Annotated in this window: 21 protein-coding genes; 14 read left to right on the forward strand and 7 right to left on the reverse strand. The window is 56.8% G+C overall.

The features are described 5' to 3' along the window. Positions 1-132 precede the first annotated feature (132 nt). Positions 133-1,005, forward strand: coding sequence for a helix-turn-helix domain-containing protein (locus ACOTZD_RS13960; protein WP_155023151.1), 873 nt, complete (start codon positions 133-135; stop codon positions 1,003-1,005). Here ACOTZD_RS13960 and ACOTZD_RS13965 read toward each other — a convergent pair. Further along, entirely contained in the window at positions 985-2,151 is a 1,167-nt protein-coding gene (locus ACOTZD_RS13965; protein WP_174402329.1) for a benzoate/H(+) symporter BenE family transporter, read from the reverse strand. The two genes, ACOTZD_RS13960 and ACOTZD_RS13965, sit on opposite strands and share 21 nt — an antisense overlap. 92 nt (positions 2,152-2,243) lie before the next feature. On the opposite strand from ACOTZD_RS13965, the gene ACOTZD_RS13970 reads away from it, so the two are divergent. Continuing rightward, the gene (locus ACOTZD_RS13970; protein ID WP_045336245.1) at positions 2,244-2,771 is read left to right on the forward strand and encodes a helix-turn-helix domain-containing protein; all 528 of its coding nucleotides are present in this window, start codon (positions 2,244-2,246) and stop codon (positions 2,769-2,771) included. Positions 2,772-2,851: 80 nt separating this feature from the next. Further along, positions 2,852-4,816: a peptidase U32 family protein gene (locus ACOTZD_RS13975; protein ID WP_174402330.1), complete on the forward strand. Its 1,965-nt coding sequence runs from the start codon at positions 2,852-2,854 to the stop codon at positions 4,814-4,816. Here the strand turns inward: ACOTZD_RS13975 and ACOTZD_RS13980 are convergent. After that, complete coding sequence (locus ACOTZD_RS13980) at positions 4,813-5,046, reverse strand: DUF2554 family protein (RefSeq protein WP_015570548.1); 234 nt, start codon at positions 5,044-5,046, stop codon at positions 4,813-4,815. The two genes, ACOTZD_RS13975 and ACOTZD_RS13980, sit on opposite strands and share 4 nt — an antisense overlap. A gap of 243 nt (positions 5,047-5,289) precedes the next feature. Here ACOTZD_RS13980 and ACOTZD_RS13985 point away from each other — a divergent pair, with 243 nt between their 5' ends. Continuing rightward, entirely contained in the window at positions 5,290-5,652 is a 363-nt protein-coding gene (locus ACOTZD_RS13985; RefSeq protein WP_003857209.1) for a hypothetical protein, read from the forward strand. Between the two features lie 148 nt (positions 5,653-5,800). On the opposite strand, the gene ftrA is transcribed toward ACOTZD_RS13985, so the two are convergent. Further along, the gene (gene ftrA / locus ACOTZD_RS13990; protein ID WP_174402331.1) at positions 5,801-6,799 is read right to left on the reverse strand and encodes a transcriptional regulator FtrA; all 999 of its coding nucleotides are present in this window, start codon (positions 6,797-6,799) and stop codon (positions 5,801-5,803) included. A gap of 73 nt (positions 6,800-6,872) precedes the next feature. On the opposite strand from ftrA, the gene ACOTZD_RS13995 reads away from it, so the two are divergent. From ACOTZD_RS13995 to zinT, 8 genes are all read left to right on the forward strand, one after another. Further along, the gene (locus ACOTZD_RS13995) at positions 6,873-7,283 is read left to right on the forward strand and encodes a rhodanese-like domain-containing protein (RefSeq protein ID WP_003857206.1); all 411 of its coding nucleotides are present in this window, start codon (positions 6,873-6,875) and stop codon (positions 7,281-7,283) included. 156 nt (positions 7,284-7,439) lie between these two features. Continuing rightward, positions 7,440-8,543 (forward strand): cobalamin-independent methionine synthase II family protein, encoded by a 1,104-nt coding sequence (locus ACOTZD_RS14000; protein WP_174402332.1) that lies wholly within the window; start codon positions 7,440-7,442, stop codon positions 8,541-8,543. Positions 8,544-8,743: 200 nt separating this feature from the next. Next, entirely contained in the window at positions 8,744-10,015 is a 1,272-nt protein-coding gene (gene urtA / locus ACOTZD_RS14005; RefSeq protein WP_015570544.1) for an urea ABC transporter substrate-binding protein, read from the forward strand. Positions 10,016-10,037: 22 nt separating this feature from the next. After that, positions 10,038-11,612 carry an urea ABC transporter permease subunit UrtB gene (gene urtB / locus ACOTZD_RS14010; RefSeq protein WP_003857199.1) on the forward strand — a complete coding sequence of 525 codons (1,575 nt, stop codon included), beginning with the start codon at positions 10,038-10,040 and terminating at the stop codon, positions 11,610-11,612. Next, positions 11,612-12,685, forward strand: coding sequence for an urea ABC transporter permease subunit UrtC (urtC, locus tag ACOTZD_RS14015; protein ID WP_023314142.1), 1,074 nt, complete (start codon positions 11,612-11,614; stop codon positions 12,683-12,685). Before urtB ends, urtC begins: the two co-directional genes overlap by 1 nt. Continuing rightward, positions 12,685-13,482, forward strand: coding sequence for an urea ABC transporter ATP-binding protein UrtD (urtD, locus tag ACOTZD_RS14020; RefSeq protein WP_015570541.1), 798 nt, complete (start codon positions 12,685-12,687; stop codon positions 13,480-13,482). Before urtC ends, urtD begins: the two co-directional genes overlap by 1 nt. 9 nt (positions 13,483-13,491) lie before the next feature. Next, a complete protein-coding gene (gene urtE, locus ACOTZD_RS14025) occupies positions 13,492-14,190 on the forward strand; it encodes an urea ABC transporter ATP-binding subunit UrtE (RefSeq protein WP_023324642.1) in 699 nt (232 codons plus the stop codon). 52 nt (positions 14,191-14,242) lie between these two features. Continuing rightward, on the forward strand, positions 14,243-14,881 hold the full coding sequence (gene zinT / locus ACOTZD_RS14030; protein WP_003857190.1) for a metal-binding protein ZinT: 639 nt from the start codon (positions 14,243-14,245) through the stop codon (positions 14,879-14,881). Positions 14,882-14,927: 46 nt separating this feature from the next. On the opposite strand, the gene ydeE is transcribed toward zinT, so the two are convergent. After that, positions 14,928-16,145, reverse strand: coding sequence for an efflux MFS transporter YdeE (gene ydeE, locus ACOTZD_RS14035; RefSeq protein WP_165469251.1), 1,218 nt, complete (start codon positions 16,143-16,145; stop codon positions 14,928-14,930). 192 nt (positions 16,146-16,337) lie between these two features. Between ydeE and eamA the strand changes: the two genes are divergently transcribed. After that, on the forward strand, positions 16,338-17,237 hold the full coding sequence (gene eamA, locus ACOTZD_RS14040) for an O-acetylserine/cysteine exporter (protein ID WP_032658384.1): 900 nt from the start codon (positions 16,338-16,340) through the stop codon (positions 17,235-17,237). Positions 17,238-17,275: 38 nt separating this feature from the next. Here the strand turns inward: eamA and marB are convergent, their stop codons facing one another. Genes marB through marR form a run of 3 tightly spaced genes read right to left on the reverse strand, consistent with a single transcriptional unit; the run spans position 17,276 to position 18,359 of the window. Beyond that, complete coding sequence (gene marB, locus ACOTZD_RS14045; RefSeq protein ID WP_003857184.1) at positions 17,276-17,491, reverse strand: multiple antibiotic resistance protein MarB; 216 nt, start codon at positions 17,489-17,491, stop codon at positions 17,276-17,278. 32 nt (positions 17,492-17,523) lie between these two features. Next, complete coding sequence (gene marA / locus ACOTZD_RS14050) at positions 17,524-17,904, reverse strand: MDR efflux pump AcrAB transcriptional activator MarA (protein ID WP_001303241.1); 381 nt, start codon at positions 17,902-17,904, stop codon at positions 17,524-17,526. Between the two features lie 20 nt (positions 17,905-17,924). Next, positions 17,925-18,359: a multiple antibiotic resistance transcriptional regulator MarR gene (gene marR, locus ACOTZD_RS14055; RefSeq protein WP_023314145.1), complete on the reverse strand. Its 435-nt coding sequence runs from the start codon at positions 18,357-18,359 to the stop codon at positions 17,925-17,927. A gap of 256 nt (positions 18,360-18,615) precedes the next feature. Between marR and ACOTZD_RS14060 the strand changes: the two genes are divergently transcribed. After that, entirely contained in the window at positions 18,616-19,281 is a 666-nt protein-coding gene (locus tag ACOTZD_RS14060; protein WP_003857180.1) for a MarC family NAAT transporter, read from the forward strand. The last annotated feature ends 26 nt before the right edge of the window (positions 19,282-19,307 follow it).

Genomic DNA, 19,307 nt, shown 5'->3' on the forward strand with positions numbered 1-19,307 from the left:
AAGAAGAGGGGCCCGGCTTTCATCGCCTTGCGCCGGACTTGCAAATTCTTGCGCTTTTTTCTCGCACAATGGCTGGTAACAGGCTGCAACACTTCTTAGACTGACAGTCTGATTAATCACCTGTTTACGGCCATGTCTCTCGTTTACGACACCTTTGAAACGTTACGCCAACAAAATGCGGTGCTGCGGGAAACCGTCGCGCTCAATTCTGGCATTCAACTGGCGGCGTGGTACAACAAGCACGACACGATAACGGTGAAAAGCAACCATCACACCCTTAGCCTGTACGTGGCAGATGGCTATGAAAGCTATCAAAAAACGCCGGGTGGCTGGAAAAATGGCGGTGGGCCGGATCGTTTTTGTCTGATGCCGGAAGAGAGCGAATCCACGTGGGATATTCGTGACGACCTGTCGTTCGTGCACCTCTACTGCACCGATGAACACCTGCGGGACGTGGGGGAGAAAATCTGGGATAAACGACCGCTATCGCTGACGCTGGAGGAAAAAATATTCGGCAGCGATCCTAAAATCACCGCCCTTTATCGCCAGTTTTTGCTCGGCTGCGACTGGCAGCAAAACGCCAATCAGCTCACCCTGAGCACCGCGTCGACCTTATTGCTGACGCATTTAGTCCAGCACTATTCCAGCGTACAGTGGAAGCTGCCGGTAGTGACCGGCGGGTTATCGCCGTTTGTGCTGCGCAACGTGCTGGCCTTTATCGAGGAAAACCTGGCGCAACCCTTAACGCTGGCGGAACTGGCGGGCCAGGCCGCACTCAGTGAGTATCACTTTGCGCGGATGTTCCGCCAGTCGATGGGCCTGGCGCCGCATCAGTACGTCATGCAGCGCCGCATGGAGAAGGCCAAAGCGATGGTGCAGCACACGACCACGCCGCTCACCGACATCGCGCTGGCCTGCGGATTTAACTCCGCCAGCCATTTCAGTAACCGTTTTCGCAGCATGACCGGCATTACGCCGTCACAGCTACGCGCGGCGAAGGCGTGAGAAGACGGCGTAACAGATCCCTCCCAACACCAGCCCCCAGAAGGCGGAGCCAATCCCCAGGAGCGTGACGCCGCTGGCGGTCATCAGGAAGGTGACGATCGCCGCGTCGCGCTCTGCTTCATGATTCAGTGCCTGATACAAGCTCCCGCTGATAGTGCCGAGCAGGGCCAGCCCGGCCAGCGTCTGGATGCCGCTCGGCGGCAGGGCGGCCATCAGCCCCGAAATCGACCCGCCGAACACCCCCGCCAGCAGATAAAACCCACCTGCGGCCGCCGCAGCCAGCCAGCGTTTACTGGCATCCGGGTGGGCGTCCGGGCTCTGGCAGATGGCGGCGGTGATGGCGGCGATGCATATAGAATAGACGCCGAAGGGGGACAACAGCAGCGCCAGCCCGCCTGTGGCAACGATCAGCGGTGAGACCGCCAGCGGATAGCCCGATGCCTGCATAGTGGCGAAGCCGGGCGCATTCTGCGACGCCATGGTCACCAGGAAGAAGGGTAAGCCGATGCTGATCAGGCTGGTGAAGGTGAACGCAGGGGCAATGAATTCCGGCATGATGACCGATAACGTCATCCTGTTCGTGACAACGTCACCTCCAGCCCAGGCAACGAACACGCCCACCAGCAGCGTGGCGACAATGGCGTACCGGGGCGCTACGGCTTTGGCCACCAGCCAGGCGGCCAGCATACTGCCGCAAAGAAAAATGTGTCTCTCAAGATTGCTGAATGCCTTCAGGCCAAACTGTAACAGCACGCCCGCCAGCATAGCGGCGGCAAGCGAGTGCGGGATCAGTTTCATCAACCGGGCAAACAGGCCGGTGACGCCGCACAGCAGAATCAGCGTATTCGCGAATATAAATACCCCGATGGTTTCCGCCAGCGTCACGCCATGCAGGCTGGTGGCGAGCAACGCCGCGCCAGGAGTCGACCAGGCGGTCAGCACGGGGGCTTTATACCACCACGACAATGCCAGCGTGCTGATCCCCATCCCGAGCCCTAGCGCGGTCATCCATCCGGCGATTTGCTGTGTACTGGCGCCAGCCGCCGCAGCCGCCTGCCAGATAATGGCGGCAGAGCTGGCATAGCCCACCAGAACGGCAACAAAACCGGCCAGCACGGCAGGAAAGAGAGAGGCAGTCGATCGCATGGAAACTCCGTTGTGCGTTATAACGTCCGGGATAAGGTATCACTGTGCGCTATAGCGTACAAGTGGTATGCTTTGCCGCAACGGGAGGAACTATGGATATCACTCAACACCTGGCAACCACACTGAAAGCGCTGCGTCAGGCGCGGGGCTGGAGCCTGTCAAAACTGGCGGAAGAGACGGGCGTGTCGAAAGCGATGCTTGGGCAAATCGAACGCAATGAGTCCAGCCCGACGGTCTCTACCTTGTGGAAAATCGCCACCGGGCTGAACGTACCTTTTTCGGCGTTTATCACTCCAGAAAGCGAACCGCAGGCGGTGTTCGATCCGCAGCAGCAGGCGATGGTGGTGAAACCGCTTTTCCCCTGGGATGAACAGCTTAAGTTCGACCATTTCTCCATCACCCTGTCGCCCGGCGCGCTGAGCGAGTCCACGCCGCACGAAGCCGGGGTGATCGAACATGTGGTGGTGATAAGCGGTGAGCTGGATATGCAGATCGACGGTGTCTGGCGCACAATATACGCTGATTCCGGCGTGCGTTTTGCCGGCGATAAACCGCACGCGTACCGCAACAGCAGCGCCCGGACGGTGCATTTTCACTCCCTGATCCATTATCCCCGCTAAAGCGTCGCAAAACGGTTTCACTGACACAGACTTCTGACTACAATAGCCGCCATTTTGACCATAACGGATAACGACGAAGTATGCGCCTGCACTCCCATCATCTTGAACTGCTAAGCCCGGCCCGCGACGCCGCCATTGCCCGTGAAGCCATTCTTCACGGTGCGGATGCCGTCTACATTGGCGGCCCTGGCTTCGGTGCCCGGCATAACGCCAGCAACAGCCTGCGCGACATTGCCGAGCTGGTACCGTTCGCTCACCGTTTCGGGGCGAAGGTGTTTGTGACCCTGAACACCATTCTTCATGATGATGAACTGGAGCCCGCGCAGCGTCTGATCACCGATCTCTACCAGACCGGTGTTGACGCCCTGATCGTTCAGGATATGGGTGTTCTGGAACTGGATATCCCGCCGATTGAGCTGCACGCCAGCACTCAGTGCGATATCCGCACCGTCGAGAAGGCGAAGTTTCTTTCGGACGTCGGGTTTACGCAGATTGTGCTGGCGCGCGAGCTGAACCTGAACCAGATCCGCGATATCCATCAGGCGACCGACGCGACCATTGAATTCTTTATCCACGGTGCGCTGTGTGTGGCCTATTCCGGGCAGTGTAATATCTCTCACGCCCAGACGGGGCGCAGCGCTAACCGGGGCGACTGCTCTCAGGCCTGCCGTCTGCCGTATACCCTGAAAGACGATCAGGGCCGCGTGGTGGCATTCGAAAAACACCTGCTGTCGATGAAAGATAACGACCAGACGGCGAACCTCGGTGCGCTGATCGATGCTGGCGTACGCTCCTTCAAAATTGAAGGGCGCTACAAGGACATGAGCTACGTGAAAAATATCACCGCCCATTATCGTCAGATGCTGGATGCCATCATCGACGATCGCGGTGATCTGGCGCGCGCCTCCGCCGGGCGTACAGAGCATTTCTTTATTCCGTCTACGGACAAAACCTTCCACCGCGGCAGCACGGACTATTTCGTGAATGCCCGTAAAGGGGATATTGGCGCGTTCGACTCACCGAAGTTTATCGGCCTGCCGGTGGGTGAAGTGCTGAAAGTGGCGAAAGATCATCTTGACGTTCAGGTGACAGAGCCGCTGGCGAATGGCGATGGTCTCAACGTGATGATCAAACGTGAAGTGGTGGGTTTCCGTGCCAATACGGTGGAGAAAACCGGCGAAAATCGCTATCGCGTCTGGCCGAACGAAATGCCTGCCGATCTCTACAAAGCCCGTCCTAATGCGGCGCTTAACCGTAACCTGGATCACAACTGGCAGCAGGCCTTGCTCAAGACCTCCAGCGAGCGCCGCATTGCGGTGGATATCGCGCTGGGGGGCTGGGAAGAGCAGCTGATCCTGACCATGACCTGCGAAGACGGCATCAGCGTGACGCATACGCTCGACGGCCTGTTCGAGGTGGCGAACAATGCGGAGAAAGCGCTCAACAACCTCAAGGATGGCGTGGCGAAGCTGGGGCAGACCATTTATTACGCGCGCAATATTGAGGTGAATCTGCCGGACGCGCTGTTCGTGCCGAACAGCCTGCTGAACCAGTTCCGCCGTGAAACGGCCGAGATGCTGGATGAAGTACGCCTGGCAAACTATTCGCGCGGCAACCGTAAGGCCGAAGCGGTGCCTGCGCCGGTCTACCCGGACACGCATCTTTCTTTCCTCGCGAACGTATACAACCACAAAGCGCGTGCGTTTTATCATCGTCACGGCGTGCAGCTGATTGACGCCGCGTATGAAGCGCATGAAGAGAAGGGCGATGTGCCGGTGATGATCACCAAACACTGCCTGCGGTTTGCTTTTAACCTTTGTCCGAAACAGGCGAAAGGCAATATTAAAAGCTGGAAAGCGACGCCGATGCAGCTGGTGAATGGCGATGAAGTGCTGACGCTGAAGTTTGACTGCCGTCCGTGTGAAATGCACGTTATCGGCAAGATGAAGAATCACATCTTCAAAATGCCGCCGCCGGGAAGCATTGTGGCCTCCGTCAGCCCTGACGATTTGATGAAGACCCTGCCGAAGCGTAAAGGCAGCTAACCCGCAGAGTGGGTATCCGGTTTGCGCGATTTCTGCCAGGCATGGTGCTCGCGCAACCCCTCCGCAGACTCCTCAGCCGCGCTGCGTAACTCGTCGCTGTCAGCTTCATGACGAAGCTGATGGTCGGCGTTTTTCACATACACAAATTCATGCCCTTTGTGCTCCGCCATAATCTGTCCTGAGAACAGGGCGCTAATCACCAGCAGTAGCGAAAATTCTTTTCTGAACATCATTTATCCCCTGAAAATACGCTACGGTCATCGTAGGGATAATTTCATAGAGTAATTATTCGACTCTTTAAATTTGAGAAAATAGAGTGTCAAAAATTGTGGTCGCAATAAAATGCGCTTAAGACTATTCTTAAAAGCGATATCGACGTTGTAAACTCCCATTTCTGGTATGCAAAGAGCAACTAGATTTATTGGGAAATCATTTACAATAAGATTTTTCTGGCTAAGGATTGGATCGAATAAATGAAAAAAATAATCGTGCTATCACTTCTGGGCGTAGTGGTTGCGGTGGGTGCTGCGGCCAGCATCTATTCAAATGAAGAACCAGAATATATTCAGTCAGCAAAAAGCCGTGTCGGATCGTATTTAACCAGCGATTACGGACGTGTCGAATGTAATAGCACCCAGGTAAGTGAAGATCGCTGGGAGCTGGGCTGTACCAATAAGGCGAGAGGCAAAACCTTCCAGTTCGCCGTTTACCCACCCGAGCAGGCACCGTATGGGGTCTCTCGTGCGTTTTATCTCGAAGCGATTAATGATGATGCCCGCCAGAGTGCAGATCAGGGGCTGATGCGTTATCTGCAAATTAATACCAAAGCGGGTTAATCGATTCGTTTATGCTTCGTTGAGGCTCACAGTGGTAGATTGCTGGTGATCCACATCCCGGTAGGGAATACCGGAGCGTAGATACCAAAATACAAATCTATCCATGCAAGCATTTACCGCCAGATTATGGCGGTTTTTTTTTGCCCGTTTATCGTACCGGCTGTAAAAATTGTTTGCGATATTGCGCGGGCGAAAGCGCAAATTGCTGCCGGAAATGGTGGCGCAGCGTGGCGCTTTGTCCAAATCCGGTTTGTTCCGCAATATTATCAATGCTGAGCCGACTGTTTTCGAGATAATCTTTTGCCCGCTGCAATCGCGCAGTCAATAACCAGCGCGCGGGCGTTGTCCCGGTCGCGTCCTGGAAACGGCGCAGAAAGGTGCGTTGACTCATACCCACCCGCAGGGCCAGCGATTCGACGGTATGGGAAACGGCCAGATGCTGGTGAAGATAATCGAACAGCTGGCCCAGGCGCTGGCTCTCCCGCAACTGAGCCACCGGTCGGCTAAGTTGCTGGGTTTGCGAGCCGTCCCGATGGGGCGGGATCACCAGTCGACGCGCCACGCGGTTTGCTGCCTCCATACCGTAATTCCGGCGCACCACGTGCAGACACAGATCAATCCCCGCGGCGCTGCCGGCGGAAGTGAGAATATCGCCTTCGTCCTGGTAGAGCACATCTTCGACCACGGTGATGGCGGGAAAGCGTGTTTTCAGAGCTTGCGTGTAGCGCCAGTGGGTGGTTGCCTTCCGCCTGTCAAGCAGGCCTGAGGCTGCCAGAACGAAAACGCCAGAACAGATCGAGAGTAGCTGGCAGCCGCGGGCATGCGCCGCGCGGAGCGCCTGGCAGAGCGCTTCGGGTACGGGTTCATCCAGCCCTCGCCAGCCGGGTACAACAACCAGATCCGCCGTTTCAAGCAGACGCAGATCGCCGTCGGCCAGAATACGGATCCCGCCCGTTGCCCGGAGCTCGCCGCCATCCACGCTCGCCACGGCGAACTGATACCAGTCATCGCCCATCTCCGGGCGCGGCAAGCCAAAGATTTCTACCGCCACGCCAAACTCAAAGGTACATAAACCGTCATATGCCAGCACGACCGCGCGCGGCGAGGGATGTCTTAAGTTTGTCATCTTTTTGCTGTTTTCTGGCATAGGCGGACGCATTCATGTGCTGAATTAAGGGATAGAGTAGTGTTAACACAAACACCACAAATGAGGAAGATTCATGAGCTATGTTACTGAATTTCCGGCTGCTGAGCCGCAGGAAGCCGTGGGGCATTTTCTGCGTCGTCTGAGCGTCGAGACGGACTGCGCCGATGTCCATCACGCGGTATCCAGCGGTGAGCAGGACTTTGTTCTGCTGCACGTTGTCGGGAAGCCTGAACATTTTGCCCGGCGGCATCTGCCCGGCGCGCTGCATTTACCCTGGAGCCAGATCACCGCCGAGCGGATGACAGCGTGGCCAGAGGGCACGCTGTTTGTCGTCTATTGTGCAGGCCCGCACTGCAACGGGGCGGACAGGGCGGCGCTGAAGCTGGCGCGTCTGGGTCTGCCGGTTAAGATTATGCTCGGGGGCATGACCGGCTGGGAAGATGAGCGGTTCGCGTTTGCGGGATCTTCATCACCCGCCCTGTGAACATGAATTTATTTCAACACAGATGAAATTTTCTCGTTTGTCGGCGGCGAGCCGGTATGACATCTTTTTAGGACGTTTAGACATCCAGAAGTCTAAGTGTTCAAGAGATGAATTATCACTGTGGGCAATTAACGCCGACAGACAGAGGAGATTTCCATGCAGCGACAACACGCCCCGTACCGCGCCGATGTAGTCGGCAGTTTTTTACGCCCGGACTCTGTTAAACAGGCTCGTCTGCAATTTGCCAGCGGTGAGATCGATGCCGGTCAGCTTCGCGCGGTTGAGGACGAGGCCATTCGCCATGTTGTCGAACAGCAGTGCGCCTGCGGCCTGCATGTGGTAACGGACGGTGAATTCCGCCGCGCCTGGTGGCACTTTGACTTCTTTGACGGGCTACAGGGCGTAGAGCGTTATGATTCGCAGCAGGGCATTCAGTTCAACGGGGTGCAGACCAAAGCCCACGGCGTGCGCGTAACGGGCAAACTGGGCTTCGGCGATCATCCTATGCTGGAAGATTTTCGCTACCTCAAAAGCATCAGCGGTAACGCACAGCCGAAGATGACCATTCCGAGCCCGAGCGTGCTGCACTTCCGCGGTGGCCGCAAGGATATTGATGCCACGGTCTACCCGGATCTGAAGGATTACTTTGACGATCTGGCGACAACCTGGCGCGATGCCATTCGGGCCTTTTACGATGCAGGCTGCCGCTATCTGCAACTGGATGATACCGTCTGGGCCTACCTTTGTTCAGAAGACCAGCGCCGCCAGATCCGCGAGCGCGGTGACGATGCAGACGAACTTGCCCGAACCTATGCCCGGGTGCTGAATAAGGCGCTGGAGGGCAAACCGGACGACCTGACCATCGGGCTGCACGTCTGCCGCGGCAACTTCCGCTCAACCTGGATTTCCGAAGGCGGCTATGAGCCGGTGGCGGAGGTGCTGTTCGGCACGGTGAACGTCGACGCGTTCTTCCTGGAGTACGACAACGACCGTAGCGGCGACTTTGCGCCACTGCGTTTTGTGCGCCCGGGTAAACAGCAGGTGGTGCTGGGGCTGATCACCACCAAGCACGGTGAACTGGAGAACCCGGAAGGGGTGAAAGCGCGTCTGGAAGAGGCTGCGCGCTACGTGGCGAAAGAGCAGATTTGCCTCAGCCCGCAGTGCGGATTTGCCTCCACGGAAGAGGGTAACAGCCTGAGCGAAGCCCAGCAGTGGGATAAAATTCGCCTGGTGACGCAAATCGCCAGCGACGTCTGGTAACGCCGTTCACAGCGCTGCATTATTACAGTGCAGCGCTGTACCATTCTGAGTCGTTTACCGTAAATCCTCTCTTCGAACCCGTTTAAATCCTGCCTCTGCAACCTGGCACCCTTTTTGCTCTCCTGAAACTGACGTTACTTTTTCTGCGTCCGGGCGGTAACGGACGTCTTCGCACAGCTTTCTTTTTCAGGAGTGAAAATATGCACCGTCGTACCTTTATAAAAGCGTTCGCCTTGTCCGCCTCCGTGGTCGCCATGGGGGTCAGTTTTGGCGTCCAGGCCGCAGAGACCATTAAAGTCGGGATCATGCACTCACTCTCCGGCACGATGGCCATTTCAGAAACGCCCCTGAAAGATGTCGCCCTGATGACCATCGATGAAATTAACGCCAAAGGCGGCGTGCTCGGGAAAAAGCTGGAGCCGGTGGTGGTTGACCCGGCCTCCAACTGGCCGCTGTTTGCCGAAAAGGCCCGCCAGCTTCTGAGCCAGGATAAGGTCGCCGTGGTGTTTGGCTGCTGGACCTCCGTATCGCGTAAATCGGTTCTGCCGGTTTTTGAGGAGCTGAACGGTTTGCTGTTCTATCCGGTGCAGTACGAAGGTGAAGAGATGTCACCTAACGTCTTCTATACTGGCGCGGCGCCTAACCAGCAGGCGATCCCGGCGGTGGAGTACCTGATGAGCGAGGACGGCGGCAGCGCGAAACGCTTCTTCCTGCTGGGAACGGACTACGTTTACCCGCGCACCACGAACAAGATCCTGCGCGCCTTCCTGCACTCGAAAGGCGTGGAAGATAAAGATATTGAAGAGGTCTACACCCCATTTGGTCATAGCGATTACCAGACCATCGTCGCCAGTATCAAGAAATTCTCTGCGGGCGGTAAAACGGCGGTGGTCTCCACCATCAACGGTGATTCCAACGTGCCTTTCTATAAAGAGCTGGCGAACCAGGGGCTGAAAGCCACGGACGTGCCGGTTGTGGCGTTCTCGGTGGGCGAGGAGGAACTGCGCGGCATTGATACCAAACCGCTGGTGGGTAACCTGGCGGCGTGGAACTACTTTGAATCCGTCGATAACCCGACCAACCAGACCTTTGTCGCGGCCTACAAAGCCTACGCGAAAGCCCATAAGCTGCCGAATGCCGATACCGTCGTCACCAACGATCCGATGGAAGCGACCTACGTCGGCCTGCATATGTGGGCGCAGGCGGTTGAAAAAGCGGGGACAACCGACGTGGACAAAGTGCGCGCGGCAATGGCGGGCCAGTCGTTCAACGCGCCGTCCGGCTTTACGCTGACCATGGATGCCACCAACCACCACCTGCATAAGCCCGTCATGATTGGTGAAATCGAAGGCAACGGCCAGTTCAACGTCGTCTGGCAAACCGAACAGCCGGTACGCGCTCAGCCGTGGAGCCCGTTTATCGCCGGGAATGACAAAAAACCTGATCAGCCGATGAAAACCGCCAGCAACTAAGCCACCACCAGGGAGAGACGTCATGAACGCCATGCGCATGATGATTGCGATTGTGTGGCTTACCGGACTGCTGCCAGGGATGGCGCAGGCATCGGATGCCGATGATTTTGTTGCCGCTAGCCGCAGCCAGCAAACCGCCATGCTGACCCGCTGGGCAGCCACGCCGGAACCTGCACGTTTGCCGCTGCTTAAGGCGCTGCAACAGGAGAACCTTTATACCGACAGCCAGAAGAAGGCATTTACCCGCATCGACGGCGAAATGGTTGCCCTGGGCGCGGCAAAGAGCGCCGAAGGAACGACCAAAGCCGTGCGGCTGACCAACCGGCTGCGCGTGTTAACCGTCACGGCGCTGGCGACGCATCAGCTTGTAAGTGACAGTGTCACCGAAAGGCGTCATGCCGCGCGGCAACTTCAGCGTGACGCCCAGCCGGATATGCTCGGGTTTCTGCAACAGCGGGCTAATCGCGAAACGGACGACGTCACCCGACAGTCGCTGAGGCTGGCGCTGGCAAATCTTCAGCTGGCGAGTCCGCAGGCGGAAACGCGCCTCAACGCGGTTGAACTGTTGGGACAGTCTGACGATCCGGACGTTCAGGCCACGCTGACGCCGTTCACCCGGGCGCAAACCGAGCCGGACGCACGGGTACGTGCCGCCGCCGCTGAGAGCCTGGACCGTATTCAGCACCGGCTGATGTGGGGTGAACTGCTGGGACAGGCCTTCATGGGCCTGTCGTTGGGGTCGGTACTCTTGCTGGCCGCGCTCGGGCTGGCTATCACCTATGGTCTGCTGGGGGTGATTAACATGGCCCACGGCGAAATGCTGATGCTCGGGGCGTATGCCACCTGGATGGTGCAGCAGGTGATGGCGCAGTGGATGCCTCAGTGGCTGGCGCTTTATCCGGTGGTGGCGCTGCCGGTGGCGTTTTGCCTGACGGCAGGTATCGGGATGGTGCTGGAGCGCACGGTGATCCGCCATCTGTATGGCCGCCCGCTGGAAACCCTGCTCGCCACCTGGGGGATCAGCCTGATGCTTATCCAGTTGGTCCGCATGACCTTTGGCGCCCAGAACCTTGAGGTCGCTAACCCGGCCTGGCTGTCCGGCGGGGTGCAGGTTTTCGCCAACCTGACGCTGCCGTGGAACCGTATTGTGGTGCTCGGGTTTGTGCTGCTGGTGCTGTTCTTCACCTGGCTCATTCTGAATAAAACGCGTCTGGGTCTGAACGTGCGGGCGGTGACGCAAAACCGCAGCATGGCGGCCTGCTGCGGCGTTCCCACCGGACGGGTAGATATGCTGGCGTTTGGCCTCGGGTCCGGCATTGCCGGGCTGGGCGGCGTGGCGTTATCCCAGTTGGGGAACGTGGGACCGGAGCTGGGCCAGGGATACATCATCGATTCATTCCTGGTGGTGGTGCTCGGCGGCGTCGGCCAGCTGGCCGGTAGCGTCGCGGCGGCCTTTGGTCTGGGGATCTTCAATAAAATTCTTGAACCGCAGATGGGCGCCGTGCTGGGCAAGATACTGATTCTGGTGGCGATCATTCTGTTTATCCAGAAACGTCCGCAGGGGTTATTCGCACTTAAAGGGAGGGTGACAGACTGATGAGCCAGCCATTGACCTTAACACTGGCGCGCAGGGCACCGCGCACCACGCAAATCTTCGGCAGTCTGCTGGTTGCGGCGCTGCTGGTGCTGCCTTTTCTCGCGCTGTTACCCGCAACGCATCCGCTGGCCGTTTCTACGTGGATGTTGACGCTCATCGGCAAGATCCTCTGCTACGCAGTTGTCGCCGTGGCCCTCGATCTGGTCTGGGGCTATGCCGGTATGCTCTCGCTGGGGCACGGCATATTCTTCGCCCTGGGCGGCTATGCGATGGGCATGTACCTGATGCGCCAGGCGGCCGGGGACGGGCTGCCCGCGTTTATGTCGTTTCTCTCGTGGAGCGAACTGCCCTGGTTCTGGTGGGGAACGCAGCATTTTGCCTGGGCTCTGGTGTTAATTGTGACGATCCCCGGCCTGCTGGCGCTGGTCTTCGGCTGGTTTGCTTTCCGCTCGAAGATCAAAGGGGTCTATTTCTCCATCATGACCCAGGCGCTGACCTATGCGGGCATGCTGCTGTTCTTTCGCAACGAAACCGGCTTTGGCGGCAATAACGGCTTTACCGGCTTTACCACGCTGCTCGGGTTTTCCGTCACGGCGACTACCACGCGGATCGCGCTGTTTCTCGCAACGGTCATGCTGCTGCTGCTGGCCCTGGGCACAGGCTACGCGCTGGCGAAGAGTAAATTTGGCCGCATTTTAACGGCGGTGCGCGATGCGGAAAACCGTCTGACGTTCTGCGGCTATGATCCGCGCGGTTTCAAGCTGCTGGTCTGGACGCTTTCCGCCGTGCTGTGTGGCCTGGCGGGGGCGCTGTACGTTCCGCAGGTGGGTATTATCAACCCGGGTGAAATGTCGCCGACCAACTCGATTGAAGCGGCCATCTGGGTGGCGCTGGGCGGCCGCGGCACGCTGGTGGGCCCGGTGATGGGCGCGGCGCTCGTCAACGGTGCGAAGAGCTTTTTCACCGTGGCGATGCCGGAGTACTGGCAGCTGTTTCTGGGGCTGATTTTCATCGCCGTGACGCTGTTTTTACCACGCGGCGTGTTCGGTCTGTTTCGTAAGGGAGAGAATTAATGCAGCCCTCTGAAGGACTCTTTACCCGCCAGCTACCGGGCGATCGTTACCGTGAGCAGACCGATCCGGTGTTGCAGCTCGAGGCCATTAACGTCAGTTTCGACGGTTTTCAGGCGTTGACCGATCTTTCGCTGAATATCGGCGTCGGAGAATTGCGCTGCATCATTGGCCCTAACGGCGCCGGTAAAACCACGCTGATGGACGTGATCACCGGCAAAACCCGGCCAAAAAGCGGGAAAGCTATTTACGATCAGTCCATCGATCTGACAGCCCTGGAACCGGCGGCCATCGCCCGTCAGGGCATTGGCCGTAAGTTCCAGAAGCCGACCGTGTTTGAAGCGCTGACTGTAGGGGAAAACCTCGAAATCGCCATGAAAGCCGACAGGTCCGTCTGGGCGAGCCTGCGGGCCACGCTCAGCGGCGAGCAGCGCGACCGCATTGACGAGATGCTGGTTTTGCTGCGGCTTGGCAGCGAGCGCGATCGCCGTGCCGGACTGCTTTCCCACGGACAGAAGCAGTTTCTGGAGATCGGCATGCTGCTGGTGCAGGACCCGCACCTGTTACTGCTGGACGAACCCGCCGCCGGTATGACCGACGCCGAGACGGAATACACTGCCGAGCTGTTCCGAACCCTGGCAGGCAAGCATTCGCTGATGGTGGTTGAGCACGATATGGGCTTCGTCGAGACCATCGCCGACCACGTCACGGTGCTGCATCAGGGGCGGGTACTGGCGGAAGGTTCGCTTCGCGAGGTACAGGCCAATGAACAGGTAATTGACGTCTATCTGGGACGTTAAGGAGAGGGGATGTTACAGGTTTGCGAACTGAATCAGTACTACGGCGGAAGTCATATTCTGCGCGGGGTGAGCTTTGAGGCGGTCGTCGGGGAAGTTACCTGCCTGCTGGGGCGCAACGGGGTGGGCAAAACCACGCTGCTGAGGTGCCTGATGGGGCTGATCCCGGTGAAAGCCGGGGAGGTCGTCTGGCAGGGAAAGACCATCACTCACAGTAAACCGCACCAGCGAGTGCAGTCCGGCGTGGCGTATGTTCCGCAGGGGCGGGAGATTTTTCCGCGTCTGACCGTAGAAGAAAACCTGCTGATGGGGCTGACGCGCTTCTCAGCGGGAAACGCAAGGAGCGTACCGGAGGAGATTTGGCAGCTTTTCCCGGTGCTGAAGGAGATGAAGCACCGACGCGGAGGCGATCTTTCCGGTGGTCAGCAACAGCAGCTGGCGATTGGTCGCGCGCTGGCGAGCCGTCCACAGTTACTGATTCTGGATGAACCCACGGAAGGTATTCAGCCGTCGGTGATTAAAGAGATTGGGCAGGTGATCCGCAGCCTGGCGAACCGGGGGGATATGGCGATCCTGCTGGTGGAGCAATTTTATGATTTTGCGGCAGAGCTGGCCGACAGCTATCTGGTGATGTCGCGCGGCAGCATCGTCCAGCAGGGGCGCGGGGAGAATATGGAGCAGGAGGGCGTTCGCGGGCTGGTTGCGATCTGAAATGTTATAATATAACATCCCTGTTCTTATAAAACGGAATGAGGATTTTGCTGTGGCTGCACAACCTGGAAAAATTGCGCTGACTTTGGGAACGCTGCTGGTAAGCGGCTCGCTTTTTGCCCATTCGCACGGTCATCAGATGACGGAGGCGGAACAGAAGGCGGCAAACGGCGTCTTTGAGGATAAAGACGTCAGGGACAGGAAGCTGTCTGACTGGGACGGAACCTGGCAGTCTGTTTACCCGTTCCTGCTTGATGGTTCGCTGGATCCGGTTTTCGAAAAGAAAGCGCAGAAGGGAGAAAAATCTGCTGCCGAGGTGAAGGCCTACTACCGCAAGGGTTACGCGACGGACGTGGACGCCATCGGCATTGAAAACAACGTGATGGAATTCCACCGAGGCAAAACGGTGAGCAGCTGCCGCTACGACTACAGCGGCTACAAAATTCTGACCTATGCGTCGGGGAAAAAAGGTGTGCGCTACCTGTTTGAATGCAAGGATAACGCGAGCGAGGCGCCTAAGTTTGTGCAGTTCAGCGACCATATCATCGGGCCGAAAGCCTCTTCACACTTCCATATCTTTATGGGCAACACCTCCCACGAGGCGCTGCTGAAAGAGATGGATAACTGGCCGACCTACTACCCGAATGAGATGTACAAAGAGCAGGTGGTGGAGGAGATGTTGCACCACTAAGGTGTTGGTTTTGCCGGGGGGCGGCTTCGCCTTACCCGGCCTGGGATTAGGGTTTTCCAGGTCGGGTAAGCGCAGCGCTACTCGACACGCTATCTTCACTTTTCACGCGCATCCCGCGCAATATCATCAGCCAGGCCGCAATGATGGCGGCCATCATAATGATAAATAATGACCAGTGCGGCAGATGGGTCAGGATGAGCCCGGTGATCATCGGGTTCGCCGCCGCGCCCAGCCAGCCCAGCGCTTGTGCGGAGAAGTAGCTCGCCTTCATGCCCGGCGGGGCGATATTGTCGATCAGCATGTATTCACCCGGTGCATAAATAACCTCACCCAGGGTGAAAATCGCTGCCGCGATCCCCCAGTAAATCAGGTTCTCGCCGGAAAGCATAAACCCCCCCAGCCCGAGGATGAAAAAAAGCGTCGCGGCGGTCATTAGCGGACGGATATTGCTGGCGGTGATCTTCCGTCCAAGCGCATATTGCAGGGTGACGACCACCGCCGCGTTGACGGGCAGCACAACGGCCACCACCTTTTCTGCGAAATCACTGTCCGCATGTGCGGCGAGGACATACTGGGAAATGCAGGTGGCGAACGATCCACCCACATACGACGCCAGCAGCCCGGAAAGCGTGTACCAGAACAGCGCCCGGTCTTTCAGCAGCACCGAGGGTTGCCATGGCATTTTCTCCTCAGGGCTGTCCGAGGCTATGCTTTTCTGCACAAAGAAATGGATAAACCCGAGCGGCAGTGCGGCGCAGAAGGCCGCCAGCAAGAACGGCAGTTGCAGGCTGTACATCACAAGCAGGGTGCCGATCGGCGGCCCGATCGTCCAGCCGATGTTCAGGAAACTGTAGTTGAGTGAGAAAACGTGCGCCTTTTCGCTGGAGGTCAGCACGTCGGCAAACCATGCTTTCAGCACCGTTGAGAAGACGGAATAGGCGCAGTTAATCAGGGCAAAGAACAGCACTACCAGCGTCACGTTATTCACCAGCGGAATGGCCACAAACCCGGCGATAAAGGCGACGATGGCGATCAGCATATAGCGTTTTTTGTCGAATTTATCCGCCAGGATGCCAAACCCCAGGCTAAACACCACGCCAATGGTCAACGCCACGGTAAGGGCATAGCCAATATTCTCCACGCTCATATCGTACACGCGTGTAAGATATATGGTCATAAAGGGCAGCGTTGCCCCGCGGCCAATTGTTAATAACAATGACGATGCCAGCAGCGCTGCGGTTGAGCGCCTGATTGATGGTTTCATTTTCCTGCCCGACAAATGCTTATGCTTTTTTGTTGTGTTATTACAGGATTATCATGGGATCGGCAGCTTGTATAGCACCCAATTTATCCGCAAGTGCTTCTCTTCAGTACCAGAATTAATGATCTTCTCGCGGGGCTATTTTTTCTGTTACCTTGAAGTGTTTACAAAATTTTAATATTTCAGGGGCGGAAAATGACGCGGAAAGACGGGCTGTTAGCGTTGCTGGTTGTCGTGGCGTGGGGACTCAATTTTGTGGTCATCAAAATGGGGTTGCACAACATGCCTCCATTGATGCTGGCGGGTCTGCGCTTCCTGCTGGTGGCGTTTCCGGCGCTGCTGTTCGTCGCCCGCCCGAAAATTCCCCTCAAGCTGCTGCTGGGCTACGGCCTCACCATCAGCTTTGGTCAGTTTGCGTTTCTTTTTTGCGCTATTAAATTCGGTATGCCTGCGGGCCTGGCTTCGCTGGTGCTTCAGGTGCAGGCGTTCTTTACCATCATTCTCGGCGCGTTTGTCTTTGGCGAACGCTTGCAGGGCAAGCAGCTGGCGGGCATTAGCCTTGCGGTCTTTGGCGTGCTGGTGCTGATTGAAGGCAGCCTCAACGGTCAGCATGTCGCGCTGCTGGGCTTTATGCTCACCCTGGCGGCGGGGCTGAGCTGGGCGTGCGGCAATATCTTTAACAAGCTGATAATGCAGCACGAGGCGCGTCCGGCGGTCTTATCGCTGGTGGTCTGGAGCGCGTTGATCCCCATCGTACCGTTTATGGCCGCGTCATTTATTCTGGAGGGGCCGCAGGCGATGCTGAAAAGCCTGGTGGAGATCGACCTGACGACTATTTTGTCGCTGATCTACCTGGCGTTCGTTGCCTCAATCATTGGCTATGGTATCTGGGGATCGCTGCTCGGACGCTATGAAACCTGGCGCGTGGCGCCGTTATCGCTGCTGGTACCGGTGGTCGGGCTTGCCAGCGCCGCACTGTTGCTGGATGAAACGCTCAGCGCGCTGCAACTGTGTGGCGCAGGGCTGATTATGGCCGGGCTGTATATCAACGTCTTTGGCTTGCGGGTGCGTCGGGCGACGCGGGTGCAGAGTTAAGGCAGAAAAAAGCCCCGCATTAGCGGGGCAAAAACGAATTACAGGTCGTGGTTGTAATACGGCACGCCTAATTCGTCGGATTTGTCGCTGCCAGCGCCCATGTGATTGAAGTCCCAGGGCGACTGGTTTTGCGTGGACGGCATAATCATGGTGTCACGATTATTTTGCTGCCCCGCACTGGGGGTTTGCTCCGCGAAGCTCTGGCCGGAAACCAGCACCAGCAAGGTGAGGGCGGCGGAGGCGATAAATTTCATGATTTCCTCGGTTACGTCTTAACAGGCGATGATTAACTGCAATGTTTTAGCGGATACAGGTAACGGGATTCACCCGGCATACTGGTAATACGGTACTTATGAGGCGGCACGTCAAAGTAGTTCTTGAACGTACGCGTCAGGGTTTGTTGCGATTCAAATCCGTAACGTTCCGCCAGATAGAGGATCGGCTCATTGCTTTCTTTCAGTTTTTGGGCAATCTCCGTCAGCTTGCGGCTGCGAATATATTGTCCTAATGAATGGCCGGTCTCTTTTTTAAACATCCGTTGCAGGTGCCATTTTGAGTAACCTGAACGCTCAGACACTTTCTCAAGGGAGAGCGGAGATTCCAGGTTATCTTCGATCCAGTCCAAAATGCTATGAATGGTGATAGCGTCAGTATTGCGTCTGGACATCGTCATACCTCTTTTTCTGTTTACGGCAGGATTTTCTTGAGTAAAAGCTCAAGCGTTGCCACTTCATCTGCCGATAAGTTTTTTGTCAGTTCCTGGTGCAGTGTTTGTCCTACTAATTGATGACATTGCTCACACATGGCCGCGCCATCGCTGGTCAGTTTCACCAGTACGCCACGTTTGTCATTTGGGTTAGGGCTTCGTTCTACCCATCCTTTACAGACGAGACGATCCAGCATGCGGGTTAACGCACCCAGATCGACAGAGAGCACCTTTTTCAGCTCAACCGGCGTGATACACACTTCGCAGCGAATGGAACACAGCACTTTAAACTGTGTTGCGGTGATATCCAGCGGTGACAGATAGTCATTGAGCAGGCGATCTTTTTTCTGATTAACCATATGAATAAGACGACCCAGTGGGATTATGTCGTTAAAGAGGTCACTGGTGCTTTTCACAATGGTTGCCCTGGCAAGTAGTTTAGTCACGGCAGATATTATTGCTCAGGCAAGTATAAGTCAACTGAATGAATCGGCCGATGCCACGAAATGCTAAAACGCTTCAGGAACTCATTCTGTACGCTTTTAAATCATACAGATAATCTGGGGTTATCAATTACGAGAGACAATTATGGTTACGCTGCGCGGATGGCTACGGACGAGGATTTGCCCCTATAATTGCGATGTTGAATAAGGATAAGGACTGCGGTGCATTATGTTGGATTTGATTAAAGCAGTGGGGCTTGGGCTGGTGGTGTTGCTGCCGCTGGCGAACCCGTTAACGACGGTGGCGCTTTTTCTGGGGCTGGCGGGGAACATGAACAGCGCGGAGCGCAATCAGCAGTCGATGATGGCCTCTGTGTATGTCTTTGCCATAATGATGGTGGCTTATTACGCCGGGCAACTGGTGATGAATACCTTTGGTATTTCGATTCCCGGTCTGCGTATCGCTGGCGGGCTGATCGTGGCCTTTATTGGTTTCCGGATGCTGTTCCCGGCGCACAAAGCGCACGAATCCCCGGAAGCCAAAAGCAAATCGGAGGAGCTTGAAAGCGAACCGAGCGCCAACATCGCGTTTGTGCCGTTAGCCATGCCGAGCACGGCAGGGCCGGGAACGATTGCGATGATCATCAGTTCCGCCTCAACGGTGCGTGATGGGTCGACATTTCCGCACTGGGTTATCACCGTTGCGCCGCCGATCATTTTTGCGCTTATTGCCATTATTGTCTGGGGGTCATTGCGCAGTTCCGGGGCGATTATGCGCTGGGTGGGCAAGGGGGGGATTGAGGCTATCTCCCGTCTGATGGGTTTCCTGCTGGTCTGTATGGGCGTGCAGTTTATTATTAACGGCGTGCTGGAGATTGTTAAGACGTATCATTGAAAACGTTGCCGGGTAAGCGCAGAGCC

Origin of the sequence: Enterobacter cloacae complex sp. SHL022 (assembly GCF_049237785.1) — a bacterium.
Lineage (GTDB): Bacteria > Pseudomonadota > Gammaproteobacteria > Enterobacterales > Enterobacteriaceae > Enterobacter > Enterobacter hormaechei_C.

Excerpts from the sequence above, each read along its gene's own strand:
- ACOTZD_RS13985 (WP_003857209.1), top strand. The coding sequence starts at position 5,290 with ATGAAAAAAATAATCGTGCTATCACTTCTGGGCGTAGTGGTTGCGGTG.
- ACOTZD_RS13980 (WP_015570548.1), bottom strand. The coding sequence starts at position 5,046 with ATGTTCAGAAAAGAATTTTCGCTACTGCTGGTGATTAGCGCCCTGTTC.
- marA (WP_001303241.1), bottom strand. The coding sequence starts at position 17,904 with ATGTCCAGACGCAATACTGACGCTATCACCATTCATAGCATTTTGGAC.
- ftrA (WP_174402331.1), bottom strand. The coding sequence starts at position 6,799 with ATGCCAGAAAACAGCAAAAAGATGACAAACTTAAGACATCCCTCGCCG.
- ACOTZD_RS13965 (WP_174402329.1), bottom strand. The coding sequence starts at position 2,151 with ATGCGATCGACTGCCTCTCTCTTTCCTGCCGTGCTGGCCGGTTTTGTT.
- ydeE (WP_165469251.1), bottom strand. The coding sequence starts at position 16,145 with ATGAAACCATCAATCAGGCGCTCAACCGCAGCGCTGCTGGCATCGTCA.
- ACOTZD_RS13970 (WP_045336245.1), top strand. The coding sequence starts at position 2,244 with ATGGATATCACTCAACACCTGGCAACCACACTGAAAGCGCTGCGTCAG.
- ACOTZD_RS14000 (WP_174402332.1), top strand. The coding sequence starts at position 7,440 with ATGCAGCGACAACACGCCCCGTACCGCGCCGATGTAGTCGGCAGTTTT.
- urtE (WP_023324642.1), top strand. The coding sequence starts at position 13,492 with ATGTTACAGGTTTGCGAACTGAATCAGTACTACGGCGGAAGTCATATT.
- ACOTZD_RS13960 (WP_155023151.1), top strand. The coding sequence starts at position 133 with ATGTCTCTCGTTTACGACACCTTTGAAACGTTACGCCAACAAAATGCG.
- urtC (WP_023314142.1), top strand. The coding sequence starts at position 11,612 with ATGAGCCAGCCATTGACCTTAACACTGGCGCGCAGGGCACCGCGCACC.
- urtD (WP_015570541.1), top strand. The coding sequence starts at position 12,685 with ATGCAGCCCTCTGAAGGACTCTTTACCCGCCAGCTACCGGGCGATCGT.
- urtA (WP_015570544.1), top strand. The coding sequence starts at position 8,744 with ATGCACCGTCGTACCTTTATAAAAGCGTTCGCCTTGTCCGCCTCCGTG.
- ACOTZD_RS13975 (WP_174402330.1), top strand. The coding sequence starts at position 2,852 with ATGCGCCTGCACTCCCATCATCTTGAACTGCTAAGCCCGGCCCGCGAC.
- urtB (WP_003857199.1), top strand. The coding sequence starts at position 10,038 with ATGAACGCCATGCGCATGATGATTGCGATTGTGTGGCTTACCGGACTG.
- ACOTZD_RS14060 (WP_003857180.1), top strand. The coding sequence starts at position 18,616 with ATGTTGGATTTGATTAAAGCAGTGGGGCTTGGGCTGGTGGTGTTGCTG.
- marB (WP_003857184.1), bottom strand. The coding sequence starts at position 17,491 with ATGAAATTTATCGCCTCCGCCGCCCTCACCTTGCTGGTGCTGGTTTCC.
- ACOTZD_RS13995 (WP_003857206.1), top strand. The coding sequence starts at position 6,873 with ATGAGCTATGTTACTGAATTTCCGGCTGCTGAGCCGCAGGAAGCCGTG.
- eamA (WP_032658384.1), top strand. The coding sequence starts at position 16,338 with ATGACGCGGAAAGACGGGCTGTTAGCGTTGCTGGTTGTCGTGGCGTGG.